General features: G+C 60.7%; 28 protein-coding genes. 16 read left to right on the top strand and 12 right to left on the bottom strand.

Features of this window, described 5'->3' with window-relative positions; genetic code table 11:
* Positions 1 to 12: 12 nt before the first annotated feature.
* Entirely contained in the window at positions 13 to 597 is a 585-nt protein-coding gene (locus ACLBW8_RS09035) for a TetR/AcrR family transcriptional regulator (RefSeq protein ID WP_432751381.1), read from the top strand.
* Here the strand turns inward: ACLBW8_RS09035 and ACLBW8_RS09030 are convergent.
* Entirely contained in the window at positions 594 to 2,090 is a 1,497-nt protein-coding gene (locus ACLBW8_RS09030; protein WP_432751382.1) for a YifB family Mg chelatase-like AAA ATPase, read from the bottom strand. The genes ACLBW8_RS09035 and ACLBW8_RS09030 overlap by 4 nt on opposite strands.
* Positions 2,091 to 2,313: 223 nt before the next feature.
* The gene (locus ACLBW8_RS09025) at positions 2,314 to 2,574 is read right to left on the bottom strand and encodes an accessory factor UbiK family protein (protein ID WP_053258636.1); all 261 of its coding nucleotides are present in this window, start codon (positions 2,572 to 2,574) and stop codon (positions 2,314 to 2,316) included.
* A 421-nt stretch (positions 2,575 to 2,995) separates the two neighbouring features.
* On the opposite strand from ACLBW8_RS09025, the gene glnK reads away from it, so the two are divergent.
* The 4 genes from glnK (at position 2,996) to sutA (ending at position 5,775) form a co-directional block, all read left to right on the top strand.
* Complete coding sequence (gene glnK, locus ACLBW8_RS09020) at positions 2,996 to 3,334, top strand: P-II family nitrogen regulator (protein ID WP_002555808.1); 339 nt, start codon at positions 2,996 to 2,998, stop codon at positions 3,332 to 3,334.
* A gap of 35 nt (positions 3,335 to 3,369) precedes the next feature.
* Positions 3,370 to 4,710, top strand: a complete 1,341-nt coding sequence (locus ACLBW8_RS09015; protein ID WP_064454698.1) for an ammonium transporter — start codon at positions 3,370 to 3,372, stop codon at positions 4,708 to 4,710.
* 211 nt (positions 4,711 to 4,921) lie between these two features.
* Positions 4,922 to 5,347, top strand: a complete 426-nt coding sequence (locus ACLBW8_RS09010) for a secondary thiamine-phosphate synthase enzyme YjbQ (protein ID WP_447805196.1) — start codon at positions 4,922 to 4,924, stop codon at positions 5,345 to 5,347.
* Between the two features lie 101 nt (positions 5,348 to 5,448).
* Positions 5,449 to 5,775, top strand: a complete 327-nt coding sequence (gene sutA / locus ACLBW8_RS09005; RefSeq protein WP_447805195.1) for a transcriptional regulator SutA — start codon at positions 5,449 to 5,451, stop codon at positions 5,773 to 5,775.
* Positions 5,776 to 5,982: 207 nt separating this feature from the next.
* Here the strand turns inward: sutA and ACLBW8_RS09000 are convergent, their stop codons facing one another.
* From ACLBW8_RS09000 to lptM, 6 genes are read right to left on the bottom strand one after another with little or no spacing between them, the layout of a single operon-like run.
* Positions 5,983 to 6,678 (bottom strand): HAD family hydrolase, encoded by a 696-nt coding sequence (locus ACLBW8_RS09000; protein WP_447805194.1) that lies wholly within the window; start codon positions 6,676 to 6,678, stop codon positions 5,983 to 5,985.
* Entirely contained in the window at positions 6,675 to 7,574 is a 900-nt protein-coding gene (gene xerC / locus ACLBW8_RS08995; RefSeq protein ID WP_064454695.1) for a tyrosine recombinase XerC, read from the bottom strand. The genes ACLBW8_RS09000 and xerC overlap by 4 nt, the downstream gene beginning before the upstream one ends.
* A 2-nt stretch (positions 7,575 to 7,576) precedes the next feature.
* Positions 7,577 to 8,293, bottom strand: coding sequence for a DUF484 family protein (locus tag ACLBW8_RS08990; protein WP_064454694.1), 717 nt, complete (start codon positions 8,291 to 8,293; stop codon positions 7,577 to 7,579).
* Between the two features lie 13 nt (positions 8,294 to 8,306).
* Positions 8,307 to 9,137 (bottom strand): diaminopimelate epimerase, encoded by an 831-nt coding sequence (dapF, locus tag ACLBW8_RS08985; RefSeq protein ID WP_064454693.1) that lies wholly within the window; start codon positions 9,135 to 9,137, stop codon positions 8,307 to 8,309.
* Positions 9,138 to 9,140: 3 nt separating this feature from the next.
* Positions 9,141 to 10,388, bottom strand: a complete 1,248-nt coding sequence (gene lysA, locus ACLBW8_RS08980) for a diaminopimelate decarboxylase (protein ID WP_064454692.1) — start codon at positions 10,386 to 10,388, stop codon at positions 9,141 to 9,143.
* Positions 10,389 to 10,397: 9 nt separating this feature from the next.
* On the bottom strand, positions 10,398 to 10,559 hold the full coding sequence (lptM, locus tag ACLBW8_RS08975; RefSeq protein ID WP_074851643.1) for an LPS translocon maturation chaperone LptM: 162 nt from the start codon (positions 10,557 to 10,559) through the stop codon (positions 10,398 to 10,400).
* A gap of 238 nt (positions 10,560 to 10,797) precedes the next feature.
* Here lptM and cyaY point away from each other — a divergent pair, with 238 nt between their 5' ends.
* The 3 genes from cyaY (at position 10,798) to rnk (ending at position 11,893) form a co-directional block, all read left to right on the top strand.
* Positions 10,798 to 11,130 carry an iron donor protein CyaY gene (gene cyaY, locus ACLBW8_RS08970; protein ID WP_064454691.1) on the top strand — a complete coding sequence of 111 codons (333 nt, stop codon included), beginning with the start codon at positions 10,798 to 10,800 and terminating at the stop codon, positions 11,128 to 11,130.
* A gap of 2 nt (positions 11,131 to 11,132) precedes the next feature.
* Complete coding sequence (locus ACLBW8_RS08965) at positions 11,133 to 11,351, top strand: DUF1289 domain-containing protein (RefSeq protein WP_064455025.1); 219 nt, start codon at positions 11,133 to 11,135, stop codon at positions 11,349 to 11,351.
* 131 nt (positions 11,352 to 11,482) lie between these two features.
* A complete protein-coding gene (gene rnk, locus ACLBW8_RS08960) occupies positions 11,483 to 11,893 on the top strand; it encodes a nucleoside diphosphate kinase regulator (protein WP_053258626.1) in 411 nt (136 codons plus the stop codon).
* Here the strand turns inward: rnk and ACLBW8_RS08955 are convergent.
* From ACLBW8_RS08955 to ACLBW8_RS08945, 3 genes are all read right to left on the bottom strand, one after another.
* Positions 11,890 to 14,730, bottom strand: a complete 2,841-nt coding sequence (locus ACLBW8_RS08955) for a class I adenylate cyclase (protein ID WP_447805193.1) — start codon at positions 14,728 to 14,730, stop codon at positions 11,890 to 11,892. The genes rnk and ACLBW8_RS08955 overlap by 4 nt on opposite strands.
* Before the next feature lie 168 nt (positions 14,731 to 14,898).
* Positions 14,899 to 15,153, bottom strand: coding sequence for a TIGR02647 family protein (locus ACLBW8_RS08950; RefSeq protein WP_053258624.1), 255 nt, complete (start codon positions 15,151 to 15,153; stop codon positions 14,899 to 14,901).
* Between the two features lie 152 nt (positions 15,154 to 15,305).
* Positions 15,306 to 15,590 carry a hypothetical protein gene (locus tag ACLBW8_RS08945; protein ID WP_447805192.1) on the bottom strand — a complete coding sequence of 95 codons (285 nt, stop codon included), beginning with the start codon at positions 15,588 to 15,590 and terminating at the stop codon, positions 15,306 to 15,308.
* A gap of 126 nt (positions 15,591 to 15,716) precedes the next feature.
* Here ACLBW8_RS08945 and ACLBW8_RS08940 point away from each other — a divergent pair, with 126 nt between their 5' ends.
* Complete coding sequence (locus ACLBW8_RS08940) at positions 15,717 to 16,376, top strand: glutathione S-transferase family protein (protein WP_447805191.1); 660 nt, start codon at positions 15,717 to 15,719, stop codon at positions 16,374 to 16,376.
* A gap of 110 nt (positions 16,377 to 16,486) precedes the next feature.
* Here the strand turns inward: ACLBW8_RS08940 and argH are convergent, their stop codons facing one another.
* Positions 16,487 to 17,881, bottom strand: coding sequence for an argininosuccinate lyase (gene argH, locus ACLBW8_RS08935; protein WP_407016376.1), 1,395 nt, complete (start codon positions 17,879 to 17,881; stop codon positions 16,487 to 16,489).
* A gap of 503 nt (positions 17,882 to 18,384) precedes the next feature.
* On the opposite strand from argH, the gene ACLBW8_RS08930 reads away from it, so the two are divergent.
* The 7 genes from ACLBW8_RS08930 to ACLBW8_RS08900 all read left to right on the top strand — a co-directional run bounded on the left by ACLBW8_RS08930 (position 18,385) and on the right by ACLBW8_RS08900 (position 24,786).
* The gene (locus ACLBW8_RS08930) at positions 18,385 to 19,131 is read left to right on the top strand and encodes a LytR/AlgR family response regulator transcription factor (RefSeq protein ID WP_064454686.1); all 747 of its coding nucleotides are present in this window, start codon (positions 18,385 to 18,387) and stop codon (positions 19,129 to 19,131) included.
* A 138-nt stretch (positions 19,132 to 19,269) separates the two neighbouring features.
* Positions 19,270 to 20,211 (top strand): hydroxymethylbilane synthase, encoded by a 942-nt coding sequence (gene hemC / locus ACLBW8_RS08925; RefSeq protein WP_447805190.1) that lies wholly within the window; start codon positions 19,270 to 19,272, stop codon positions 20,209 to 20,211.
* Positions 20,208 to 20,957 carry a uroporphyrinogen-III synthase gene (locus ACLBW8_RS08920; RefSeq protein ID WP_447805189.1) on the top strand — a complete coding sequence of 250 codons (750 nt, stop codon included), beginning with the start codon at positions 20,208 to 20,210 and terminating at the stop codon, positions 20,955 to 20,957. The genes hemC and ACLBW8_RS08920 overlap by 4 nt, the downstream gene beginning before the upstream one ends.
* A 41-nt stretch (positions 20,958 to 20,998) precedes the next feature.
* Positions 20,999 to 22,111, top strand: a complete 1,113-nt coding sequence (locus ACLBW8_RS08915; protein WP_447805188.1) for a uroporphyrinogen-III C-methyltransferase — start codon at positions 20,999 to 21,001, stop codon at positions 22,109 to 22,111.
* Between the two features lie 5 nt (positions 22,112 to 22,116).
* Positions 22,117 to 23,358 (top strand): heme biosynthesis HemY N-terminal domain-containing protein, encoded by a 1,242-nt coding sequence (locus ACLBW8_RS08910; RefSeq protein ID WP_447805187.1) that lies wholly within the window; start codon positions 22,117 to 22,119, stop codon positions 23,356 to 23,358.
* A 236-nt stretch (positions 23,359 to 23,594) separates the two neighbouring features.
* Positions 23,595 to 24,116 carry a disulfide bond formation protein B gene (locus ACLBW8_RS08905; RefSeq protein WP_064454681.1) on the top strand — a complete coding sequence of 174 codons (522 nt, stop codon included), beginning with the start codon at positions 23,595 to 23,597 and terminating at the stop codon, positions 24,114 to 24,116.
* 211 nt (positions 24,117 to 24,327) lie between these two features.
* Complete coding sequence (locus ACLBW8_RS08900) at positions 24,328 to 24,786, top strand: Rsd/AlgQ family anti-sigma factor (RefSeq protein ID WP_064454680.1); 459 nt, start codon at positions 24,328 to 24,330, stop codon at positions 24,784 to 24,786.
* Positions 24,787 to 24,821 lie beyond the last annotated feature (35 nt).

The raw sequence follows: 24,821 nt of genomic DNA, 5'->3' as shown, positions 1-24,821 counted from the left end.
AAGGAATTGTCCATGTCGCGTATCGACCGTAAAGACCAAATCATCGCCGCCGCCCTGGAGCTGTTTCGCAGCAAGGGGTTTGCCGATGTGTCCACCCGCGACCTGGCCGAGCATGCCGGCCTGTCCCGCAGCCACGTCTACCACTACTTCAGCGACTGGAATGAGCTGCGCCGCGAAGCCTTTGTGCGTTTTGCCAATGAACAATTGGATGAGGTCCGCGCCCCGCTGGCGGGCGTGCCGCCGCTTGAGGCGCTGGTCGGGTTCTTGCGCGATTGCCTGCCGTGCACCGCCGACGCTGGCTGGGCGCTGTGGCTGGATGCGTGGGACGAGGCGATGCATGACCCGCAGATGGCTCAGGCCTATCTGGTGATCAATGCTCAATGGCAAGGCATGCTTGCCGAAGTGATCGAGCAAGGTGTCGCTGAAGGCGTTTTTCGCTGTGATTCGCCCCAACGCGCTGCCCGGCAGATCTTTGCCTTGGCGATGGGCTATGCCGATGACCTGATGCTTAAGCCATCCACCGAATCGGCCGAAGCGGTGCTGGATGAGGTGATGGAAGTGGCGAGGCTGCTATTGGATTTCCCCAAGGCGCATTAGCCAACTGCCGCAGGGCGGTACTGCAGCGCCTCCGCCAAATGATGGCGGGCGATGTGCTCTACCTGTTCAAGGTCGGCCAGGGTCCGCGCCACCTTGAGCAACCGATGGGCTGCGCGCAGGGACAATGTCAGCCGTTCGCAGGCGCTTTCCAGCCAGCTCTCATCGGCTTTCGCCAGTCGACAGTGCTTGCGTAACCCTGGCAGGTCCAGAAAAGCATTGGCACAGCCTTGACGTCGTTGCTGGCGCTCGCGGGCCTCGGCAACCTCTGCTGACGCCTTCGCCGTGTTATCGCCGTCCTGTTGGGTGGGGTTCAACGCGGTCGTTTCCCGGGCGACGGTTACGTGCAAGTCGATGCGGTCCAGCAATGGCCCGGAGAGTTTGTTGCGATAGCGCTGGATCTGCTCCGGCGTACAGCGGCAACGCCCGCTGGGGTCGCCCAGATAGCCGCAAGGGCAGGGGTTCATGGCGGCCACCAATTGAAAACGCGCGGGGAAACTCACCCGGTCACGGGCGCGGGAAATCACAATATGCCCCGACTCCAGTGGCTCGCGCAGCACCTCCAGCACTTTGCGATCAAACTCCGGCAACTCATCCAGAAACAGCACACCATGGTGGGCGAGGGTGATTTCCCCGGGTTGTGGTTTTGAACCCCCGCCCACCAGCGCCGGCCCGGAAGCGGAGTGGTGCGGCTGGCGAAACGGGCGGTGCGGCCAATGGCTCAGCGGCGCCGGGCTGACCACTGACTGAATCGCGGCGACTTCCAGGGCTTCCTGTTCACTCAGTGGCGGCAGCAGCCCAGGCAGCCGACTGGCGAGCAACGTCTTGCCGGTGCCGGGTGGCCCGCTGAACAGCAGGTTATGCGCGCCCGCCGCCGCGATCAGCAAAGCGCGCTTGGCTGCCAGTTGCCCCTGCACTTCGCTCAGGTCCGGATAGGGTTTGTTCAGGTACAGCAGCCCGTCGGACTTATAGGGCTCAATCGGCACATGCCCGTTCAGGTGCGCCACCACCTGTAGCAGGTGGTCTACCGCAATCACCTTCAACCCCGACGCCAGGCACGCTTCCTCGGCATTGGCCCGAGGCACTATCACGGTGCGCCCGGCCTTGCGCGCCGCCAGCGCGGCGGGCAGCACGCCTTTGACCGCGCGCACCTCACCGGACAGCGCCAACTCCCCCAGGCACTCCACGTCGTCCAGCATCAACGCCGGCACTTGCATGCTGGCCGCCAGAATCCCCAGGGCAATCGCCAAATCAAAACGCCCGCCGTCCTTGGGCAGGTCGGCAGGCGCGAGGTTGAGGGTGATGCGGCGGGCCGGGTATTGCAGCGCTGAGTTAAGGATGGCGCTGCGCACGCGGTCCTTGCTTTCCTTGACGGCAGTTTCCGGCAGGCCTACCAGCGTCAGGGAGGGCAGGCCGTTGGCCATATGCACTTCAACGCTGACGGCAGGGGCTTCGACGCCAATCTGGGCGCGGCTGTGGACGATGGCGAGGGACATGCTCGTTCCTTGAAGAGAGGGCCGCTTCCTGCGGTTTTTCAAGGGTAGACGAGGGGGTGGAGAGCGAGGCGGGAGAGGTTTTACAGAACGTATCCGAGGAGTAGCGCAATACCAATGTGGGAGCGGACTTGCTCGCGAATACGGTGGGTCAGTCAGCATCTATGAATCTGACAGACCGCATTCGCGAGCAAGCCCGCTCCCACAGTTGACTGAGTTGTGACAGTTACTCAGCAGTGGGTGCGAGCCGCGCTTCCAACTCCGCCACCTTCGCCTCCAGGCTCTCCAGCCGCGCACGGGTGCGGGCCAGTACGACCATCTGGCTATCAAACTCTTCCCGGCTCACCAGGTCGAGCTTGCTGAAGCCGCTTTGCAGCAACGCTTTGAACTGGCTTTCGATTTCGTTGCGGGGCAGCGGGGTGTCGCCGCTGAACAGGCGAGAGGCGTGGCCGCTCAGGGCGTCGAGGAGGTCTTTGGGCGCGAGCATGGGAAATATTCCGGAAAACTGTTGGCGGGCAGTGTATCACGCAGCGTCTATAGTCCTTTCACGGCCACAGACGCACGCTTTTCGCGCAGGGGGCCGGGCGGCTACGCACTGTTTTTGTGCGCATTGGCGTCGCCATACAGCCCCGCAGGTGGGCATAAGTGGGCAACGGACTGATTTCAGTGGTTTTTACGGAGCTGGCAAGCTTTCTGCTTAGACGATCATGACCCATGCACTGATGCAGTCGCTGTGACGAATGCAGTGCGCCGACGGATCAGGGGTACAGGTTTCGTCACCAGTGGTTCGCTGGCGTCGCAACGGCAAATGCCGAGGCGACGACGCGTTACAAAGCCAGGCACTGCGCTTAGACTTGAGACGGGTTTGTTTTCCTGGGGCAAGTCCACCAATTCGGGAGAGAGTTTTCATGAAGCTAGTCACTGCCATCATCAAGCCGTTCAAGTTGGACGATGTACGCGAGTCGTTGTCCGAGATCGGCGTGCAGGGCATTACCGTTACTGAGGTCAAGGGCTTCGGTCGGCAGAAGGGTCATACCGAGCTGTATCGTGGCGCGGAATACGTGGTCGATTTTCTGCCGAAGGTGAAGATTGATGTCGCCATTGACGACAAGGATCTTGACCGGGTCATCGAGGCGATAACCAAGGCGGCCAACACCGGCAAGATCGGTGACGGCAAGATCTTCGTGGTCAATCTGGAACAGGCTATTCGCATCCGTACCGGCGAAACCGATACCGACGCAATCTAAGCCGCCAAACCCCCAACGCCCCAGGAGAAAACAATATGACTCTGCGTAAATTCGCAGGGCTAGGAGCCCTGTTGTCCCTCGTAATGCCGGCCTTGGCATTGGCGGCGGACCCAGTCCCTGCTCCAGTCCTCAATTCCGGCGACACGGCGTGGATGCTCACGTCCACCGCGCTGGTGCTGTTCATGACCATTCCAGGCCTGGCGCTGTTCTACGGCGGCATGGTTCGCTCCAAAAACATTCTTTCCGTGATGATGCAGTGCTTCGCCATCACCGGTTTGATCACTATCTTGTGGTTCGTTTACGGCTACAGCATGGCGTTCGACACCACCGGTATGGAAGCAGGCGTCGTCAACCTCAACTCGTTCGTGGGCGGCCTGTCCAAACTGTTCCTGTCGGGTGTGACTCCGGCGAGCATTACCGGCCCTGCGGCGCTGTTCCCTGAGGCGGTGTTTGTCACCTTCCAGATGACGTTCGCCATCATTACGCCTGCGCTGATCGTCGGTGCTTTCGCTGAGCGTATGAAGTTCTCCGCGATGCTGATTTTCATGGGCGTCTGGTTCACCCTGGTCTACGCACCGATTGCCCACATGGTGTGGGGCGGTCCGGGTTCGTTGCTGGGCGACTGGGGCGTGCTGGACTTCGCGGGCGGCACTGTGGTGCACATCAACGCCGGTGTGGCTGGCTTGGTGGCGTGCCTGGTACTCGGCAAGCGTAAAGGCTTCCCGACCACGCCAATGGCACCTCACAACCTCGGTTATACCCTGGTGGGTGCAGCCATGTTGTGGGTTGGCTGGTTCGGCTTCAACGCAGGTTCCGCCGCTGCGGCCAACGGCACTGCCGGTATGGCGATGCTGGTCACCCAGATTGCTACCGCGGCTGCGGCGCTGGGCTGGATGTTCGCCGAGTGGGTCACCCACGGTAAGCCAAGTGCACTGGGCATCGCCTCGGGTGTAGTGGCCGGCTTGGTTGCAATCACCCCGGCTGCCGGCACCGTGGGCCCGATGGGCGCCCTGGTCATCGGCCTGGCGGCAGGCGTGGTGTGCTTCTTCTGCGCGACTACCCTGAAACGCAAACTGGGTTACGACGACTCCCTGGACGCCTTCGGCGTGCACGGTATCGGCGGTATCCTCGGCGCGATCCTCACCGGCGTATTCGCTGCCCCTTCGCTGGGCGGCTTCAACGCGGCGACCACTGACATCGCGGCGCAAGTCTGGATCCAGTGCAAAGGCGTCGGCTTCACCGTGATCTACACGGCCATCGTGACCTTCATTATCCTCAAGGTACTGGATGCGGTCATGGGCCTGCGGGTCACCGACGAAGAAGAGGCTGTCGGCCTCGATCTGGCGCAACACAACGAACGCGGTTACAACTTGTAAGTACGCGAAAAAAAGATGCCCGGCTTGCCGGGCATTTTTTTGCCTGGCGTTTGTCAGTGATAGGAAGCTGTACCGGTTTTTGCGCAGAGTTTGTGATGGGGCGCACACGGTACTTTTCACCGTGCAAAAGTCTTACATGCATGTAGGCGTATTCGGCACTTTGTTTTTTCCCTGAGCGCGCTAGAATGCGCGCCGATGGGCGGAGAACTGTATGTGGCAACAGACCCTGATTACCCTCCGGGCCAAGCCCAGGGGCTTTCACCTGGTAACGGATGAGTTGCTTGCCGGCTTGCCTGAATTGAAGGCTTGTCGCGTAGGCCTGTTGCATCTGTGGCTGCAGCACACCTCGGCCTCGTTGACCATCAACGAGAATACCGACCCGGCGGTTCGCCGTGACTTCGAACGTTTTTTCAACTCGCTGGTGCCGCAAGGGCGTGCAGGGTTCGAACACAACGACGAAGGTCCGGATGATCTGCCGGCGCACTTCAAGGCCAGTCTCCTGGGCTGCCAGCTGAGTTTGCCGGTCAAGGCCGGCCGCTTGGCAATGGGGACCTGGCAAGGTGTTTATCTGGGCGAGCACCGTGATCATGGCGGTGCTCGTAAAGTCCTCGCCACGTTGCACGGTGATGGGGCATAAGCCACTGGTGATCCGGTGGATGTTGATTTTTTCCGGCGAACTCGACAGCGAGTGAGGCTGGGCTATAACTAATCTGCTTTTCGCAAGTCATGAGGTAGAACATGAGCGACGATGATCTGGAAAACGACGACCTTGAAGTAGGTGACGACGACGAGACCGAAGAAGGTCTTGATGCGGCAGCTGAAGACGTTGCTGACGACGACGGTGGCGATGATGCACCTGCCCCGGCGGCCAAGGGCAAAGCCAAGGCAGCTGTTTCGGTAGACGAACTGCCGAGCGTTGAAGCCAAGAACAAAGAGCGCGATGCGCTGGCCCGTGCGATGGAAGAATTCCTCGCTAAAGGCGGCAAAGTGCAGGAAGTCGAGGCCAACGTGGTGGCAGATCCACCGAAAAAGCCGGATAACAAGTACGGCAGTCGACCTATCTGAGGTCACTCACCTGCTTGTAAGAAAAAGCCCGCCGTCGCTGCGGGCTTTTTCATGCCTGTAATAAATCCTGCAGGTCACCACAAAACATATGTGGGAGCGGGCTTGCTCGCGAAAGCGGTCTGTCAGTTGCTGATGGGCTGACTGATACACCGCATTCGCGAGTAAGCCCGCTCCCACATTTTGATTCTCAGTGCTGCCGCTATAGCGTTACTGCCAACTGCGAAGCAACGGCGGCAACTCGTTTAAGCTACGAATTTCCGCATCCGGGCGCTTATCCGCTTCCCACGCCTTGCCCGTCGGGTTGAACCACACGGCACGAAGCCCCGCCTGCTGCGCCCCGGCGATGTCATCGCCGGGATGATCGCCAATATGTACTGCTTGATGGGCATCCACGCCGCCGCGTTGCAGCGCCTCTTGAAACAGGCGCGCATCAGGCTTTGCGATACCGATATCTTCGGCGCGCAGGGCAAAGTGAAAGTAATCCGCCAGGCCTACACGCTGCACGTCAGCATTGCCGTTGGTGATAACCCCCAGCAGGAAGTGCTGGCGCAGGGCTTGCAACATGGGTTCGGCTTCGGGAAACACCGTGAGCTGGTGGCGTGCGTGAATGAATGCTTCAAAGCACACGTCGGCCATCTGCGTGGCTTCAGGCTGTGGATAACCGGCTTGTTCAAAGGCGTGCATCAGCACCCGATGGCGCAGCACGCTGATCCGATTTTTGAGTTCAGGATGGCGCTCCAGTACCTGCTGGCGAAGGCTCGCGAAGTGCTCGAGTGGCAAATCGCCGACCTTGGAAGCATGGGTCGCCAACCATTCACGCATCGACGCTTCGGCGCTGATGATGACGGGTACGTTGTCCCAGAGCGTGTCGTCCAGGTCGAAGGTGATCAGCTTGATACTCATGAGTCGCCGCCCTTGATGCGTTTGGCCCGTGGATGGGCACTGTCGTACACCGTAGCCAGGTGCTGGAAGTCGAGATGGGTGTAGATCTGCGTGGTCTTGATGTCGGAGTGGCCCAGCAGTTCCTGCACGGCGCGCAAGTCCTGGGACGACTCCAGCATATGGCTGGCAAAGGAATGCCGCAGCATGTGTGGGTGCAGGTTTTGCCCCAGCTCACGCTCGCCGGCTGCCTTGACCCGCAATTGAATCGCCCGTGGCCCCAAGCGGCGGCCTTGTTGGCTGACAAACACGGCATCGTCCGCCGGGTGGGTCAAAAGGCGCAGCGGTAGCCACAGCTGCAAGGCTTCGCGGGCCTTCCTGCCCACCGGCAGTACACGGGTTTTGCTGCCTTTGCCGAGCACTTGCACCAGCCCGTCCGCCAGGTCCAACTGATCGAGGTTCAGGCCGGTCAGCTCCGACAGGCGCAGGCCTGAGGAATAGAACAGCTCAAGGATCGCCTGGTCGCGGTGGGCGAGGAAGTCATCTTCCACGGCGCCATCGAGCAATTGCAGCGCGCGGTCGGTGTCCAGGGTCTTGGGCAGGCGCCGCTCACCCTTGGGCGGGGCGAGGCCATTGGCCGGGTCGTGGTCGCACAGGCCTTCGCGGTTGAGGTAATGATAGAGGCCGCGCACCGCCGACAGCAGGCGGGACAGGCTGCGCGAGGATTGGCCTTGCTGGTGCAGGCGCGCGATCAGGCTGCGCAGGCTCTGGATATCCAGGGCCTTCCAGCTGGCGATCTGCTGCTTTTCGCAGTACGCCAGGACCTTGTTCAAGTCCCGTCGGTAGGCTTCCAGGGTATGGGGCGACACCTGGCGCTCGTTGCGCAGGTGAGCGCAGTAAGCGTCCAGTTGCCTGTCCATGGCTAGCGCACCGCGCGCAAGGCAGTGGTAAAGCGCGGCAGGACCCGGCCCAGCACTTCAGCGATGTAGGTCAGAAACAGCGTACCCACCGAGCTTTTGTAGTGCTGAGGATCACGACTGGCGATGGCCAATACACCGTGCAGGCCTTGATGGCTGAGAGCAACCACGGCAGTGGAACCGATCTGCTTGCGCTGTTCAGCGCCAAACAGGAAATCCAGTTCGTGCTCGCGCAGGGTGCCGCTGATGGTCTTGCCTTCGGAGAGCAGACCGCCGATTGCCGTCTGCGCTTCGCCGCCGCTGACCCAGCGACCCACCGGCATCGGGTTGTCGCTGAACAGAATCAGGCTGACAAAGGGCACCTGGAAGTCCTGGCGCAGGCTGTCTTCCACGGCAATGACCGTTTCTTCGAGGCTGGTGGCATCCATCAGGGTAAGAATCAGGCGACGGGTCTTGTCGAAAAGACGGTCGTTGTCGCGGGCCACGTCCATCAGGTGCGAGAGCTTGTGGCGCATTTCGATATTGCGCTCGCGCAGGATCTTCATCTGCCGCTCCACCAGCGACACGGTATCGCCGCGCTGGTGGGGAATGCGCAGGGCGGGCAGCAGTTCTTCGTGTTCGACGAAGAAGTCCGGATTAGCCTCAAGGTACGCCGCGACAGCAGCGGCCTCCAGACTTTCGCTCGGGGACGTTTCGGCGGGTACTTGAGGCTTATCGGTCATTAGCTTGGCTCACTCATAGACGGACCTGTCCTTCGTATACGCGCGAGGCCGGCCCGGTCATCATCACCGGGTGGCCAGGGCCTGCCCATTCGATGGACAAGCGTCCGCCGGGCAGGTCGATCAGCAGTGGCGAATCCATCCACCCCTGGCTGATCGCAGCGACGGCGGCGGCGCAAGCACCGGTGCCGCACGCCTGGGTTTCGCCGGCACCGCGTTCCCATACACGCAGTTGCGCGCGGGAACGGTCGATCACCTGCAGAAAGCCCACATTGACCCGTGCCGGAAAGCGCGGGTGATGCTCGATCTTCGGCCCCAGTTCATGCACGGGGGCGTTATTGATGTCGTTGACCCGCAGTACCGCGTGGGGGTTGCCCATCGACACGGCAGCGATATCCACCGTCTTGCCATCAACGTCCAGCGCGTAACGCGTGGCCTGCTCGGTGGCCTGAAACGGTATATCCGCCGGCACCAGGCGTGGTTCGCCCATGTTCACGCTGATCTGGCCGTCGCTGCGAATATCCAGCTCGATCACACCGCTCTTGGTCTCAACGCGAATCTGCCGCTTGGCGGTCAGGCGTTTGTCCAGCACGAAGCGGGCGAAGCAGCGCGCGCCGTTGCCGCACTGTTCCACTTCGGAACCGTCGGAGTTGAAGATCCGGTAACGGAAATCCACCTCCGGGTTGCTTGGCGCCTCAACGATCAGCAATTGGTCGAAGCCGATACCGGTGTGACGGTCGCCCCATTGTTTAGCGTGCTTGGGCAGGATATGCGCGTGCTGGCTGACCAGGTCGAGAACCATGAAATCATTGCCCAGCCCGTGCATCTTGGTAAAACGCAGCAGCATGGCTTACTCCGGCAGCAGGCTTTCGCCAGCATACAACTCGGCTACCGTCTCGCGGCGACGCACTTCAAACGCTTGATCACCGTCCACCAGCACCTCGGCGGCACGGCCGCGAGTGTTGTAGTTGGAGCTCATGACAAACCCGTAGGCACCGGCCGAATGCACAGCCAGCAGGTCGCCTTCTTCCAGGGCCAGTTGACGATCCTTGGCCAGGAAGTCGCCGGTCTCGCAGATCGGGCCGACGATGTCGTAGTTGCGACCTTCGCCAGTACGTGGCTTGACCGCAGTTACATCCATCCAGGCCTGATAGAGCGCCGGGCGAATAAGGTCGTTCATCGCCGCGTCGACGATGGCGAAATCCTTGTACTCGGTGTGCTTGAGGTATTCGACCTGGGTCAGCAGTACGCTGGCATTGGCGACGATATAACGGCCCGGCTCGAACATCAGGGTCAGGCCGCGGCCTTCGGTGCGCTCGCGGACGGCCTGGATGTAGTCGGCGATCTGTGGTGGCTCTTCATCGCGATAACGCACGCCTACACCACCACCGAGGTCGATGTGTTGCAGGTAGATGCCGCACTCGCCAAGGCGCTCGGTCAGCGCCAGCAGGCGGTCGAGGGCGTCCAGGAACGGTGGCAAGGTGGTCAGTTGCGAGCCGATATGGCAGTCGACGCCCAGCACTTCCAGGTTCGGCAACTGCGCGGCACGGATGTACACGTCCTCGGCGTCGGCAATGGCGATGCCGAACTTGTTCTCTTTGAGACCGGTGGAAATGTACGGGTGGGTGCCGGCATCGACGTCCGGGTTGACGCGCAGGGAGATCGGCGCGCGAACGCCCATCTCGGCAGCGACGACCTGCAGGCGCTCCAGCTCGTCGGTGGACTCGACGTTGAAGCAATGCACGCCGACTTCCAGGGCGCGGCGCATGTCTTCGCGGCTCTTGCCAACGCCGGAAAACACGATCTTGTCCGGCGTGCCACCGGCAGCCAGTACCCGTTCCAGCTCACCACGGGAGACGATGTCGAAACCAGCGCCCAAGCGCGCCAGGACATTCAGTACACCCAGGTTGGAGTTGGCCTTGACGGCGTAGCACACCAGGCTCGGCGTGCCTTCCAGAGCGTCGGTAAAGCTACGGTATTGGGCTTCGATGTGCGCACGGGAGTACACATAGGTCGGGGTGCCAAAGCGCTCGGCAATCGCGGACAGCGCCACGCCTTCCGCGAACAGCTCGCCGTCCCGGTAGTTAAAAGCGTCCATGAGTTTCCCTTAATAGGTGTCGTGCTTGTGCGCTTTGGACTGCGACGTTTGCGCCTGGTCATTTGGGTCTTTGCTGTCATCGGGCAGGTACAGCGGACCTTTTTGACCACAGGCACTAACGAGGCAAGCGACCGCGACGAGCGCAGCAAGGGAAGAGATCAGGCGCTTCATGGCGAAATCCTTGAATATGCATTAATTGCGCCCGAGTATACCGACCACCCGCCAGCTTGCCTATGCGCCGGAATACCCGTCCGGCGGGGGTTTGCCGAGATAGTTGGGAAGCAGGCTACGATGGTCGCGGATATTTCATACTGTCATCGGTAATGAACTCGGTATCCTTTGCAATCAGCGGGGCTCGCCCGTATCGTGCGGCGCTTGAGCAAAACCAGACACTTTTGAGGTTGCCACAATGAGTTTGACCGAAGCCCGTTTTCACGACCTGGTGGATTCGACCCAGCAGGCGCTGGAAGATATTTTCGACGACAGCGGCCTGGACGTGGACCTGGAAAACTCGGCCGGCGTGCTGACCGTCAAGTTTGAAAACGGCACCCAACTGATCTTCAGTCGCCAGGAACCGCTGCGCCAGTTGTGGCTGGCAGCCCGTTCGGGTGGTTTTCACTTCGACTACGATGAAGAGGAAAATCGCTGGGCGCACGACACCACTGACGAGCTGCTGAGCGAAATGCTTGCTCGCCTCACGAAAGAACAGTCCGGCGCCGACTTGGACTTCGACGAGATTTGATCGTGACCCAGCCTGCACCTGTACGCCCGCCCAAGCCGCTGTTCAGCAATGTCAGCCCGGCGGTGCCGTCACCTTGTATCAGTTTGTGTCGCCTGGACGAGCAAAAAGTCTGCCTCGGCTGCTTCCGCCATGTGGAAGACATCCGTGAATGGCGCTCTGCCGACGACGCACGGCGCCGCGTGATCTGTGCCGAGGCCGAGCAGCGCCGGGAGCGCGCTTGAGGCCGTCTTGTTTATTTGTGACGCTGTGGTAGTGTCCGGCTACACCTCAAATCATCGAGGTCCGTGAGAACCCCGCCTTTTCCTGGCGGGGTTTTGCTTTTTTGTGCAGAAAAAAGGAGTCTGCCTGAATCATGACCACCGCACCTTCCATCATCCTCACCCGTCTTGACGTGCAGCGTCTGGAGCAACTGATCGACCGCTTGGGCGATGAGTTTCCCGGCGTCGAAGCGTTGCAAGCCGAACTCGACCGCGCAGAAACAGTCGGCCACGATGAAGTGTCGGGAGACGTCGTGACTATGAACTCCCGTGTCCATTGCCGTGAAGAAAGCAGTGGCAAGGAGCGTCACCTGACCTTGGTTTATCCCAAGGATGCGAATGCCGACGAAGGCAAGATTTCGATTCTGGCTCCGGTCGGCAGCGCCTTGCTGGGCCTGCAGGTCGGTCAGCACATCGACTGGCCAGCACCCGGTGGCAAGACCCTCAAGCTTGAATTGCTCAGCGTTGAAGGCCAGCCCAAAGATGGCGGCGCGTTCCCTCTCTAAACCTGGTTCAACGCCTTGTTGAGCGACAGCTCCAGCTCGGCCTTGTAGCGCAGATACAAGTTGCTCGGGCTTTGCACATCACCGAGCAGGCCCGACAGGTCCAGGTCGGTGATGTAGCAGCGGTAGCGCTCGGTCTCCCGACGCTGCCCGACGATTTGCTGGGCGACCACCGCAAACAACTGGTCGCCAAACTCCAGTTCGCAAAACTCCCGCTGATTGCAGTACAGGGTGATACCCACCTGGCCGTGCGCCGCTTTGCCGATAATCGCCTGCACGTCATAAAACGGCTTATTGGCCGGGTTTTGAGGGGCTGGCCGCGGCTCGATGCTGCGGGCGCGATTGCTGCCGGACGGCAACAGTTGGTAATACAGAGTTTGCACTTCACCCAGCGTCTGTTGCGTATCCAGCGGCGATAGCGCTTCACGGCGGTAGATGATCGATTGCAGAAAGCGCTGCAACGGCGCCAGCAGGCTTTGTTCGTCATGAAACGGCAGGCGCTGCTGCCACAGCGCGTTGAACTCATCCAGCACATACAGCTCGGCGAAGCCTTCATTGACGCGGTAGAACACCTGTACACAATTGGCCTGGCCCATGGGCAACAGCAGCGCCAGGTCGTGGTCTTCCAGGGCCATGGCGTCCAGGTGCAGCGGGCTGTAGCTGGCCAGTTCTTCGCTGAGGTACGCGATCAGCGCGTCCTGAGTCGGCAGCGACACATGGGTGGCCTGGCCCGGGGTCAGCTCCATCACGTGATAGTGCTGCTGCACTTGCAGGAGGTAGCGGTGATTGGACTGACCCAGCAGCAGGCTCTGCGCCGTATCGAAGATTTCTTCCACGCGCTGGGCAATGAACTGCGCACGGTTGTGACAGAAGCAGCGCACCCGCAGCCGTGGCAAATGGTCCGGCGGCAGTTGGTTGAGGTAGTCACGCAAGCAGTCGAGCAACGCGTGGGGGCCGTCATAGCGGCTGACCATCACCTCGTTCCAACTGTTGAGCGTCACCTGATCCAGGGTCAGCACCAGGTTGTCGCGCACGCCGGCATAGCTCAAGGAGTCGGTACGCTCGGTGGTCATCAGGATATTCAGATCGCGATGATGCTTGAGCGGGTCAACGCCGACGTTGATCAGCAACAACACGTCTTCCGGCACGGCCGAGCGCAGCAGGCGATCTTCATCGACGCTGGTCAACGGCAGGGCGATGGTCTGTTGCAGGCTGCCCAACAGGTTGAACAGCTCGAATTCGGTCATGTCACTGACGCCCGGGTGCAACGCCAGGCGCGTGCTGCTGTCGATCACGCCGTTGCGGTGGCACCAGGTGAGCATTTCCAGCAGGTCGCGGCTGCGCTTGATCGGCGCAAAGTGCTCCCATTCCAGTGCCGTAAGGTTGCCGTTGTACAGGCCCCAGTGGTGCTGGCCGGGCTCCTTGCGGTTGGGCGATTGCACCAGTGTCAGGGTATCTTCGGCCAGGTCCGGCGCGATGCCGGGGTTGATGAACTCGACCTTGCCGGCCTTGCGCTCAAACGCCGCATACAAGCGCCGGCCCAGCACATTGAGGTCGCGCTTGTTAATCAGGCTGACGGTCTGCTCGGTACGAGCGAACTGGGTGAGAAAGCGGTAGCTGTAATTCAGCTCATTGACCAGCGCACGGCGTTCGGAGGCGACCTGGCGCACTTTCCACTGGCTGCGACTGTCCAGCAGAGCCAGTTGGCGTTGGTCCCAACCCCATTCATGGGACAGGCGTTCCATTAATAGGCGCTGCCAACTGGTGCTGCGTTGGCCGGCGCTGAGCTTGCGGTTGACCTTCAGGTACAGCGCGCGTCTTACCAACTCCAGGCGTTCGGGCTCGTTACGCACCTTGAGGTGTTCCTCGATGCGGCGGTAGACCACGATATACGGGTCCAACTCATCCAGATCCATCTGATTGGCGAATACCGAGCGTTTGAAGCGCAGGCTCAGGCAATGCACGTTCGGGTGTTCGTTGGCGTAAACCTCGGTCAGCAGTAACTTGAGCACCGATTTGTAGGGCGACTCGATGCCTTTGAACAGTTGCCACAGCCCGGCGCCAATGAATTCGCCGGGGGGGATGTGGGCCAGGTGACCGAGGTCGAGGGTTTCATCGGCGCGGATAAAGCGCTTGGAAATCAGTGCGTGAGTGAACTCGGCGTAGCGACGTTCTTCGTAGACCGGCACCAGCCACCAGATGGGTGTGCGCCCGGCGAGCCAGATGGCGGTGCGGTAGAACTCATCCAGCAGCAGGTAATGCTGAGTGGTGCCGCAATCATCGGAGCTCAGTTGCGTGTCGCGTTCACCCAGCACAAAGCGCGTCGGCTCGATCAGGAAAAAATGCGCCTCTGCCCCCATGGTCAAGGCCCAAGCTTCCAGCAACTGGCACTTTTTGCGCAGCTCAGCCAGCTCGTTTTCGCCCAGGTCGGGCGCGTGGCATACCCACACGTCCATATCGCTTTGGTCTGCCTGAGCCAGGGTGCCGAGGCTGCCCATCAGAAACAGGCCGTGGATCGGCCGCGGCGGGTTGCCGTGGCGTGCCTTGTAAGAGAACGAGCGGGTCAGGCGCTGGGCTTCGGCGAGCGCTTGGGCGTCAGGTTCGAAGTTCGACAGCCCGGCCGGCGTGCTGCCCGAGACATAACCGGGCAGCAGCGGATGATTGACGTGAAAAAACAGCGGCAGCAGGGTCAGCACGCTTTGTTGGCGTGGCGTCAGCCCCTCGACGGCCCGGGCCATTCGGCCTTCATTGAGGGCCATGAAGCGCGCGCGCAGTTGAGCCAGCACCTTGCGGTCGATGCCTTCGTCCAGGTCGGGGCGGATCTCATGGGTGCGGGTCATGTAGAACTCGGTGGCTCGCAGGGCCCGACATGGGCGGCCGTGTAGGAGTTTACAGCCAGTAGCGTAGGAGTTTTAGAGGGAAATTGTTTTTGACGTCAGAATTTTGAGCGCTGGACAGCAGCGCCCTCGGAATCCGCAAAGGGCGGACTCCATGGGCGGTAACAGGTATCAGGCGGCTTCTTTGGTCGAGGCAGTGGTCAGAATGGTCAACAGGGTTTGGGCCTGCTCGGCAGCGTCCCGGCCAAGGCTGGTCAGGTAGCCCCCGTCCGGCTGGTCGATCAGTTTTTTCTCGAACAGGCGTTTGGCGGCGGCGATGGCGGAGGGTGCGGCGGTCTGGTGGACTTTTAGACCTTCCTGGGAGCTGCCCAGGTTGAAGAGTGCAAGGATTTCCAGTTCGGCAACCAACTCAGGGGTATACGACATAAGGACTCCAGACTTTCTAAGAATTTATTAGAGGCTAGCAGGGCATAAGGTGAACGCACTTTGCCGGGCTGTCCAGTGAGAAAGTCGTGGGTCTTGATATGGCGCACCTTTGTGGTGAGCAAGCCTGCTGCTTCGCCACCAAGGTGCTCGATTCAATCGTTTTCCGGTGGCAATTCCGGCAGCGCCCGCAGCGCTGTTTCGTACCATTCGGTATTGAATGCGCGGTCTTCGTCCAACATATTGTCGATTTCCACGGCCAATACGTGAGCCATGAGGTTCAGAATCTCTTCGCGTTCGTAACCCACCAGCGTGAGCTTATTCAAAGTGGCTTTGGCGGCAGGCGGATTGTCGCTTTCGATCTGGTTTTCGATGGCTTGGACCAGTGTGCTCTCGGTGAACTCTTCTTCGTCGCTGTCGATATCGGTCGGCTCGCTCATGGCAGGCTCCTCAAGGAAAGGGCGCCAGTCTACCTCCATTCAAGCAGGTGATGCTGCTGGTCAGGTCGGGCGCGACGTTCTATAACTTCTGCAGCCAACCCCACACCCGGCCTGGAGGCATTCGCAATGCTCAAGCTTTACGGATTTTCGGTCAGTAACTACTACAACATGGTCAAGCTGGCGCTGATGGAGAAGGGCCTGCCGGTTGAAGAAGTACCGTTTTACCCGAGCCAGACGCCCGAGGCGCTTGCCGTCAGCCCCCGTGGCAAAGTGCCGATTCTTGGCGTGAAACAGGGGTTTATCAACGAAACCAGCGTGATCCTCGAATACATCGAGCAGACCCAGGAGGGCCGTTCGTTGCTGCCGGCCGACCCGTTTCAACGCGCCCAAGTGCTGGCGTTCTGCAGGGAAATCGAGCTGTATATCGAGCTGCCCGCGCGCGCGTGTTTCGCCGAGGCGTTCTTCGGTATGCAGGTGCCGGATGCGATCAAGGAAAAAACCAAGGCCGAGTTGCTGTTGGGGATCGCTTCTTTAGGTCGACACGGTAAGTTCGCGCCATACGTGGCGGGGGAGAGATTTACGATTGCCGATCTGTATTTCATGTACAGCGTGAATCTCGCCTGTGGCGTGGGCGAGAAGCTGTTTGGCCTGGATTTGCTGGCTGAGTTGCCGGCGGCCAAAGCGCTGCTGGAGCGATTGCATGCCATGCCCAACGCGCAGAAGGTGGCGGCGGACAGAGAAGCGGCGATGCCGGCGTTTATGGCGATGATTGCGGCGAAGAAATAGCGAGTTGGCGCCTGCGGTGACGCCTTCGCGAGCAAGCCCGCTCCCACATTCGACTGCATCCCAGAGGTGGAACTCGGTCAATAGTGGAAGCGGGCTTGCTCGTGAAGCTTTTAGCGGCTGGCCAGCAGTTCCTGGCCGCGCGCTACGGCTGCCTTGACCTGCGCCGGTGCAGTGCCGCCTACGTGGTTACGGGCATTCACCGAGCCTTCCAGGGTCAGCACCGCAAACACGTCTTGCTCGATCTGGTCGCTGAAACGACGCAGCTCTTCCAGGCTCATTTCCGCCAGGTCCTTGCCGGTGTCCACACCGTATTTGACGGCATGGCCGACGATTTCGTGGCAGTCCCGGAACGGCAGGCCGCGGCGCACCAGGTAATCCGCCAGGTCGGTCGCAGTAGAGAAACCGCGCAAGGCCGCCTCACGCATGATCGCGTGCTTGGGCTTGATTGCGGGGATCATGTCGGCAAACGCACGCAGCGAGTCGCGCAAGGTGTCGGCAGCGTCGAACAGCGGCTCTTTGTCTTCCTGATTGTCCTTGTTGTAGGCCAGCGGCTGGCCCTTCATCAGGGTCAGCAAGCCCATCAGTGCGCCGAACACACGGCCGCTCTTGCCGCGCACCAACTCCGGCACGTCGGGGTTTTTCTTTTGCGGCATGATCGAGCTGCCCGTGCAGAAGCGATCCGGCAGGTCGATGAATTGGAATTGCGCGCTGGTCCACAGCACCAGCTCTTCGGAGAAACGCGACAGGTGCATCATCGCGATGCTGGCGGCAGCGCAGAATTCGATGGCGAAGTCGCGGTCCGATACGCCGTCCAGGGAGTTGCCGCCCACGGCGTCAAAACCCAGCAGTTGAGCGGTGTACTCGCGGTCGATCGGGTAAGTGGTGCCCGCCAGCGCGGCGCTGCCCAATGGCATGCGGTTGGCGCGTTTACGGCAATCCACCAGGCGCTCGTAGTCGCGGCTGAGCATTTCGAACCAGGCCAGCAGGTGGTGGCCGAAGGTCACTGGCTGTGCGGTTTGCAGGTGGGTGAAGCCGGGCATGATGGTGTCCGACTCACGCTCGGCCTGCTCCAGCAAACCTTTTTGCAGGCGCGTGATTTCGGCCAGGATCAGGTCGATTTCGTCGCGCAGCCACAGGCGAATATCGGTGGCCACCTGGTCGTTACGGCTGCGACCGGTGTGCAGTTTTTTGCCGGTCACACCGATACGATCGGTGAGGCGGGCCTCGATATTCATGTGCACGTCTTCCAGGTCGACGCGCCAGTCGAATGTGCCGGCCTCGATCTCACCGCGAATGGTAGTCAGGCCGTCGATGATGCTGTCGCGCTCGGCGTCGGTCAGCACGCCGACCTTGGCCAGCATCGTGGCGTGGGCGATCGAGCCCATGATGTCGTGGCGGTACAGGCGCTGGTCGAAGGTGACGGAGGCGGTGAAGCGGGCGACGAAGGCGTCGACGGGTTCACTGAAGCGGCCGCCCCAGGACTGGTTGGTCTTGTCGGTGCTCATGGATTCGCTCGTGATCTGCTTAAAAGAGGCGTGGAGGTGTGCCGCCGATAATAACAGGGTTGCCCGTGGAGGCGGTGCTGCGGGTGGTCGGCATTTTTATTTGTACGAAGGATGGCTAAGTGCCTTGCCGCCGAACGCATCCGGGACGAGACTGGAGGGAGGCGTTAATTGAAACGATATTTGACGATCGAACAATATCGTCTCAGCAAGCGTCTACAGTTGCACTGATAGAGCATGAATGCACCAAAGTCGGGTGATGTGGTCATAGCCCAGACTATCCATTAAAAAAGGGGGGTATTCGGATTGTGTATCAGCAAACCCTACGGCGATGCCCAGAGGCAGCAGGTTTTGGGCGCAACTGAACAGGTCCGGGTAAATTTGGGTGCCGCTCTCGGGGCACTTTTTGCCGCTCGCGCTAGTCTTAGCGTGGATCGCTGTGACGCAAGTCACCGCACCTGTCTACGCTATCCTTGTGCGAGACTCACGCAGGAATCCAGCGCAATATGAATGTCCTGATCGTTGATGACGAACCCCAAGCCCGCGAGCGACTGAGCCGTTTGGTCAATGAGCTCGAGGGTTATAAAGTCCTTGAACCGAGCGCCACCAGTGGTGAGGAGGCGTTGACGCTGATCGACAGCCTCAAGCCTGACGTGGTGCTGCTCGATATCCGCTTGCCGGGCCTCGATGGCCTGCAAGTCGCCGCCCGCCTGAGTGAGCGAGAATCGCCGCCGGCCGTGGTGTTATGTGCAGCCCAGGAAGAGTTTTCTACGGAAACGCTGGAAGCCAGCGGTGTCAGTTTTCTCGCCAAGCCGGTAACCGGCGAAGCGTTGCTCAAGGCCCTGAAAAAGGCCGAGCGCCCAAACCGCCTTCAACTGGCTGCGCTGACCCAGCCGGCTGCCCAGAGTGGCAATGGGCCTCGCAGCCATATCAGCGCGCGAACCCGCAAAGGCATCGAGCTGATTCCTCTGGGCCAGGTGGTCTACTTTATCGCTGATCACAAGTACGTGACCCTGCGCCACGAGACGGGCGAAGTATTGCTCGATGAGCCGCTCAAGGCGTTGGAGGATGAGTTTGGCGACCGCTTCGTGCGCATTCACCGCAACGCGCTGGTGGCCCGCGAGCGAATAGAACGTTTGCAACGCACGCCACTGGGGCATTTTCAGCTGTTCCTGAAAGGGCTCAATGGCGATGCCTTGATCGTCAGCCGACGTCATGTCGCCGGTGTGCGCAAGATGATGCAGCAGCTTTAGCCCAAGGGCTTTGGCGAGGTCTGCCCTCCTTATCCCGGTGCGATGCGGCCAGGGAGGCCCCGCACTTGCTGATTCAAATCAAAGCGTGTTTGCCTGAGCTGTTATTATCTGCCGTATCTATTCAGTACGGATTGATCCATGTCCTCTCGCGAAATCCGCATCGCCACCCGTAAAAGCGCCTTGGCCTTGTGGCAGGCCGAATACGTCAAAGCACGCCTTGAACAGGCCCACCCGGGCCTCAAAGTGTCCCTGGTGCCCATGGTCAGTCGCGGCGACAAGCTGCTCGACTCGCCACTGTCGAAGATCGGCGGCAAGGGCTTGTTCGTCAAAGAGCTGGAAACCGCACTGCTGGAAAACGAAGCCGACATCGCCGTGCATTCGATGAAAGACGTGCCGATGGACTTCCCTGAAGGCCTCGGCCTGTATTGCATCTGCGAACGTGAAGACCCGCGCGATGCCTTCGTTTCCAACACCTACGCGTCGTTGGATGAGTTGCCACTGGGCAGCGTCGTCGGCACCTCCAGCCTGCGTCGTCAGGCGCAGTTGCTGACTCGTCGCCCGGATCTGCAGATCCGTTTCCTGCGCGGCAACGTCAACACGCGCCTGGCCAAGCTGGATGCCGGTGACTATGACGCGATCATCCTCGCGGCGGCTGGATTGATCCGCCTCGGTTTCGAAGACCGTATCACCTCGGCCATCAGCGTCGAAGACAGCTTGCCTGCAGGCGGGCAGGGTGCTGTGGGCATCGAATGTCGCACCGCCGACACTGGAATTCACGCCTTGCTCAAACCCCTGGACCACCCTGACACCGAAGTGCGTGTCACCGCCGAGCGCGCGCTGAACAAGCACCTCAACGGTGGCTGCCAGGTGCCGATTGCCTGCTACGCCGTGCTTGAGGGTGAAAACCTTTGGCTGCGTGGCCTGGTAGGGGATCCTGAAGGCGGCCACCTGCTCACCGCCGAGGTGCGCGGGCCACAGCGTGACGCGACTGTCTTGGGTATCCAGGTCGCTGAAGAGCTGCTGGGCAAGGGCGCCGGCGCCATTCTGCAAAAAGTCTACGGCGAGGCCGGCCCGCAGTGACTGGCTGGCGTGTGCTGCTGACGCGGCCTGCCGAAGAGTCGGCTGCCCTGGCGGCATCGCTGTCCGAAGCCGGTATTTTCAGCAGCAGCCTGCCTTTGCTGGACATCGAAGCCTTGCCCGTGACGCCTGAACAACAGTCTGTGTTGCGTGACCTCGGCCGTTATTGCGCGGTGATTGTGGTCAGCAAGCCGGCCGCACGCCTTGCTGTACAGCAGTTGAATCAGCCTTGGCCGCAGTTGCCGTGGTTCAGCGTCGGGGCTGCCACCGCGCAGGTACTGGCCGATCACGGACTCAGCGTTCACTATCCGCATACCGGGGATGACAGCGAGGCCTTGCTTGAATTGCCCGCCTTGCGCGAGGCTATCGCACAGCCCGGTGCCCAAGTGCTGATCCTGCGTGGCGAGGGTGGGCGAGAGCTGCTGGCTGAGCGTTTGCGTGAGCAAGGTGCTAGTGTCGATTATCTGGAGTTGTATCGCCGCTTCCTTCCGGCCTACGAGGCCGGGGTGTTGACGCAGCGCATCCAGTTGGAACGCTTGAACGGCCTGGTGGTCAGCAGTGGGCAGGGTTTTTTGCACCTGCAAGCCCTGGCCGGCCTCGATTGGCCGAAGGTGGCGCAGCTGCCGTTGTTCGTGCCCAGCCCGCGCGTTTATGAAATGGCGCGGGCCGCCGGCGCAGAAAAAGTTGTGGATTGTCGCGGCGCGAGTGCCGCGGCTTTGTTAGTGGCGTTGCGCAGCGCTGCCTCGTGAGGCATGCGGCGCCCACTCTCTGATACGCAAAGGACGGATACGTGAGCGAAACAGCCTTGCCTAAAGATGAAGCCCAGCCAGCACTTGATGCGCAGGTTGCACCGGCCACCGCGCCACGCCGTGGCAATGGCCTGGCTATTGTGGCCCTGTTGCTCGGTGCCGCAGGTGTTGCCGCCGGCGGTTGGGGGATTTGGCAGGTCCGTGCCCTGCAAGCCAGCAGCCAGCAACAGCTGGGCCAGGTGCAGACCCTCGATGACCAATCCCAATCACTCAAGCAGAGTCAGCAGCAACTGGCTGCACGCCTGGCACAATTGCCAGCAGCCGATGAGCTGGAGGAGCGCCGCCGCCTCGTCGCCCAGTTGCAGGGTGATCAGCAGCGCTTGAGCCAGCGTCTGGAAACCGTGCTGGGTGCCAGCCGCCAGGACTGGCGCCTGGCCGAAGCCGAGCACTTGATCCGTCTGGCCAGCTTGCGCCTGTCTGCCCTGCAGGACATCAACAGTGCTCAATCGCTGGTCCAGGGCGCTGACGAAATTCTCCGCGAGCAGAGCGATCCAGGCGCCTACGCCGCCCGTGAGCAATTGGCCAAAAGCCTTACCGCCTTGCGCAGCACTGAACAACCTGACCGCACCGGGCTTTACCTGCAACTGGCAGCCTTGCGTGACCAGGTCGTGCAACTGGCGGCTATCGCCCCTGAATATCAACTCACCGAGCCCTCTTCCGAGGGGCGCCCGACGACCGACACGGAAAGCCGCCTGCACCAGTGGTGGGAGCAGATATCTCGCTACTTCCGCATCGACTTCAACCCGGATGACAACATTCGTCCGTTGCTGGCCGGTCAAGGTTTGAACCAGGTACGCCTGGCACTGAGCCTGGCCCTGGAGCAGGCACAATGGGCAGCGCTCAACGGTGAAACGGCGGTGTACAGCCGCTCCTTGGGTGAAGCCCGCAGCGTGCTGCAGGACAACTTCAACCAGGACAACCCGCAGAGCAAAGCGATGCTGGCACGTATTGCCGAGCTCGAGCCCAAGGCCGTCTCCGTGGTGCCCCCGGACCTGGCCGCCAGCCTGGCTGCCGTGCAGGCTTATCTTGAGCGCCGCCACCTGTCCGCCGGTGAAGCCAAGGCGGCGGCGGGCACGCCGGCCACCCAGGAGTAGAGCCGATGAAGCGTTTCTATGTGATCCTGGTACTGGCGATTGCGATTGCCTTGGCACTGGGCGTGGGTATTTCGAAACACACCGGCTACGTGCTGATTACCTATCCTCATCTGCTGCATTACGAGTCGAGCCTGTGGGCCACGCTGGTGGCAGTGTTTGCCGTCGTCCTGGCGATCTACCTGGTTCGTGTGCTGCTGAGCCTGCTCACCACCTCCGGTGGCGTAGTCAACCCTTGGTCGCGACGTAACCGCAGCCGCCGCATACAGATTGCGATTGAGCAAGGTCAGTTGGACCTCGCCGAGGGCCGCTGGGCCAGCGCCGAGCGCCACCTGCACCGTGCCGCCGAAGCCGAGCGCCAGCCCTTGCTGTATTACCTTGGGGCTGCACGTGCCGCCAATGAGCAGGGCCGTTATGAAGAGTCCGACGGTTTGCTGGAGCGCGCCATGGAGCGCCAGCCACAGGCGGAACTTGCTGTCGCCTTGAGCCACGCGCAGTTGCAGATGGATCGCGGCGATACGGAAGGGGCTCTGGTGACCTTGCAGGCGATGTACGAACGTCATCCCCATAACGCACAGGTCTTGCGCCAGTTGCAGCGCTTGCATCAGCAGCGAGGCGATTGGCCATCGGTGATTCGCTTGTTGCCGGAACTGCGCAAGGACAAAGTGCTTCCCGCCACAGAACTGGCGGAGCTTGAGCGCCGCGCATGGGGCGAGAACCTTGGCCTTGCCGTGCAGCGTGAAGAGCAAGGTGAAGCGGGCTTGCAATCTTTGGAGCGCGCCTGGGAGCAACTGACTTCAGCCCAGCGCCAGGAGCCACAACTGGTCTTGGCCTACGCTGAGCAACTGCGTCGGCTGGGTGCTGATGCCAAGGCTGAGGAAGTGCTGCGCGGCGCCATCAAGCGCGGCTATGACAGCCATCTGATCCGGCTTTATGGGTTGCTGCGCGGCAGCGACCCAGGCCGACAGCTGAAGTTTGCTGAAGGTTGGCTCAAGGACCATCCGGGTGACGCCAGCCTGCTGCTGACCCTGGGCCGCCTTTGTCTGCAAAACAGCTTGTGGGGCAAGGCGCGGGACTATTTGGAAAGCAGTCTGCAGGTACAGCGAAATCCCGAAGCCTGCGCTGAGCTGGCACGTTTACTGGCCCAGTTGGGTGACACCGAGCGCAGTAACCAATTGTTCCAGGAAGGCCTGGGTCTGTTGGACAGCCGGTTGCTGGCATCACCGCTGCCTGTGCCCGCGCGGGTTTGAAGTAGGAAAGAGTGCGAGGGTTGGCTCGGAAGCTTCTTAGGGCCAACCCTTCTTTATCGTGTAAAGGCTGGGTCTAAAGCGCGATGTAGCAAATTCCTACCGCTAACAGCTTGAAGTCATCCAGCTTCTGACGGGATATCCCCAGGCTCTCGCGGAATTGTCTGCTCTATCGCGTATTGAAAGGGATCAGGCCTTTACTCTACCGTAACGACCTGTCTCTTGCGGTACGGATAACAATGTCTTTGGCCCCTTCACGCTCCTTCTTTCTCCTGGCGTTCATGGCGGGTGCGCTGACGTTGGGTGCGTCTTTTTATCTCGAGTTCGGCGCGCTGTTGCGCCCTTGCTTCCTTTGCCAGGTGCAACGCATCTTTCTGGCCGCCTTTACCCTGATCAATCTGGTTGCCGTGATTCACGGCCCAAGACGCTCTGCGGCTTACCTTTACGGGTTGGCCAGCATGGGTTGTGCGTTGCTTGGCGCTATTACTGCTGTGCGCCAGGTACTGCTACAAAATGCCGCACTGGAGCAGGCCAGCGATTGCTGGCCCAGTCTGCAATACATGATTGAGAACCTGTCGCTTTGGCAAGCACTGCAATTGACGGTCAGAGGCACCGTCGATTGTGTGGAGCTCAACTGGACGCTGTTCGACCTGAGCCTGCCGGAGTGGAGCTTGTTGTTCTTCGTGGCGATGCTGGCCATGGGCATCATGCAGTTTTCTCGGCTGCTACTGGGCAGTCGTTTGGACCTTGCGAGGTATTGAAGGCCAATGGCAGTTTGTAGGATGGGATTAAACACTTGTATGAACTTTCTCTCCTGCGTACCTTGAAGCCATAGTCATGCGGGCATAATCTGGCCCGCACGCATTACTGAAACCGTTTGTCAGATGCGGCCTTGTCCGGCTGCCGCTTTTATCCTTGAAGTGTTGCGCGGGCACAGAGCGGCAGCGCCCCCTATAGGGAAGAGAGATCACCATGCTGGAAAGTTGTCAGAATGCTCAGGAACGCTGGGGTGGGGTGCACAAGCTGATCGACAGCTGGTTGAAGGCACGTCACGAACTGGTTCGGGCCTTTGATGCTCTTGGCGCCAAGCCCGAAGCATTGGCTGAGAATCGCGAGTCGCTGCAAGATTTCTGCGGTGTACTGGTGGACTATGTGTCTACCGGCCATTTCGAGATTTACGAGCAACTGACCGGCGAGGCGAAAGCGTTTAACGATGAGCGTGGCCTGGAACTGGCCGAGACCATTTACCCGCGCATCGATGTCATCACCGAAAAGCTGCTGGCCTTTAACGACCTGTGTGATGCCGGTGAGTGTGTTGCTGAAAAATTTAAAGAGTTGGGTGGACTGCTCCACGAGCGTTTCGAGCTGGAAGACTGCTTGATCGAAGTGTTGCACAACGCCCATAAGGAAGAGTCTGTCGCGCAGGTTTGATCCTGGGTGATACATAAAAAACGGTGCGCATGGCG

The sequence above is a fragment of the Pseudomonas sp. M5A4_2d genome (genome assembly GCF_053345295.1).
This window is presented reverse-complemented; position numbering and strand designations above follow the sequence as displayed.

What these genes read in the sequence shown, in the direction of transcription:
- ACLBW8_RS08930 (WP_064454686.1), top strand. Translation starts at nt 18,385, where the DNA reads ATGAATGTCCTGATCGTTGATGACGAACCCCAAGCCCGCGAGCGACTG.
- glnK (WP_002555808.1), top strand. Translation starts at nt 2,996, where the DNA reads ATGAAGCTAGTCACTGCCATCATCAAGCCGTTCAAGTTGGACGATGTA.
- ACLBW8_RS08910 (WP_447805187.1), top strand. Translation starts at nt 22,117, where the DNA reads ATGAAGCGTTTCTATGTGATCCTGGTACTGGCGATTGCGATTGCCTTG.
- ACLBW8_RS08990 (WP_064454694.1), bottom strand. Translation starts at nt 8,293, where the DNA reads ATGACCGATAAGCCTCAAGTACCCGCCGAAACGTCCCCGAGCGAAAGT.
- rnk (WP_053258626.1), top strand. Translation starts at nt 11,483, where the DNA reads ATGACCACCGCACCTTCCATCATCCTCACCCGTCTTGACGTGCAGCGT.
- xerC (WP_064454695.1), bottom strand. Translation starts at nt 7,574, where the DNA reads ATGGACAGGCAACTGGACGCTTACTGCGCTCACCTGCGCAACGAGCGC.
- ACLBW8_RS08945 (WP_447805192.1), bottom strand. Translation starts at nt 15,590, where the DNA reads ATGAGCGAGCCGACCGATATCGACAGCGACGAAGAAGAGTTCACCGAG.
- sutA (WP_447805195.1), top strand. Translation starts at nt 5,449, where the DNA reads ATGAGCGACGATGATCTGGAAAACGACGACCTTGAAGTAGGTGACGAC.
- lptM (WP_074851643.1), bottom strand. Translation starts at nt 10,559, where the DNA reads ATGAAGCGCCTGATCTCTTCCCTTGCTGCGCTCGTCGCGGTCGCTTGC.
- ACLBW8_RS09025 (WP_053258636.1), bottom strand. Translation starts at nt 2,574, where the DNA reads ATGCTCGCGCCCAAAGACCTCCTCGACGCCCTGAGCGGCCACGCCTCT.
- ACLBW8_RS08900 (WP_064454680.1), top strand. Translation starts at nt 24,328, where the DNA reads ATGCTGGAAAGTTGTCAGAATGCTCAGGAACGCTGGGGTGGGGTGCAC.
- cyaY (WP_064454691.1), top strand. Translation starts at nt 10,798, where the DNA reads ATGAGTTTGACCGAAGCCCGTTTTCACGACCTGGTGGATTCGACCCAG.
- lysA (WP_064454692.1), bottom strand. Translation starts at nt 10,388, where the DNA reads ATGGACGCTTTTAACTACCGGGACGGCGAGCTGTTCGCGGAAGGCGTG.
- ACLBW8_RS09030 (WP_432751382.1), bottom strand. Translation starts at nt 2,090, where the DNA reads ATGTCCCTCGCCATCGTCCACAGCCGCGCCCAGATTGGCGTCGAAGCC.
- ACLBW8_RS08940 (WP_447805191.1), top strand. Translation starts at nt 15,717, where the DNA reads ATGCTCAAGCTTTACGGATTTTCGGTCAGTAACTACTACAACATGGTC.
- ACLBW8_RS09015 (WP_064454698.1), top strand. Translation starts at nt 3,370, where the DNA reads ATGACTCTGCGTAAATTCGCAGGGCTAGGAGCCCTGTTGTCCCTCGTA.
- ACLBW8_RS09035 (WP_432751381.1), top strand. Translation starts at nt 13, where the DNA reads ATGTCGCGTATCGACCGTAAAGACCAAATCATCGCCGCCGCCCTGGAG.
- ACLBW8_RS08950 (WP_053258624.1), bottom strand. Translation starts at nt 15,153, where the DNA reads ATGTCGTATACCCCTGAGTTGGTTGCCGAACTGGAAATCCTTGCACTC.
- dapF (WP_064454693.1), bottom strand. Translation starts at nt 9,137, where the DNA reads ATGCTGCTGCGTTTTACCAAGATGCACGGGCTGGGCAATGATTTCATG.
- ACLBW8_RS09000 (WP_447805194.1), bottom strand. Translation starts at nt 6,678, where the DNA reads ATGAGTATCAAGCTGATCACCTTCGACCTGGACGACACGCTCTGGGAC.
- hemC (WP_447805190.1), top strand. Translation starts at nt 19,270, where the DNA reads ATGTCCTCTCGCGAAATCCGCATCGCCACCCGTAAAAGCGCCTTGGCC.
- ACLBW8_RS09010 (WP_447805196.1), top strand. Translation starts at nt 4,922, where the DNA reads ATGTGGCAACAGACCCTGATTACCCTCCGGGCCAAGCCCAGGGGCTTT.
- ACLBW8_RS08955 (WP_447805193.1), bottom strand. Translation starts at nt 14,730, where the DNA reads ATGACCCGCACCCATGAGATCCGCCCCGACCTGGACGAAGGCATCGAC.
- ACLBW8_RS08905 (WP_064454681.1), top strand. Translation starts at nt 23,595, where the DNA reads ATGTCTTTGGCCCCTTCACGCTCCTTCTTTCTCCTGGCGTTCATGGCG.
- argH (WP_407016376.1), bottom strand. Translation starts at nt 17,881, where the DNA reads ATGAGCACCGACAAGACCAACCAGTCCTGGGGCGGCCGCTTCAGTGAA.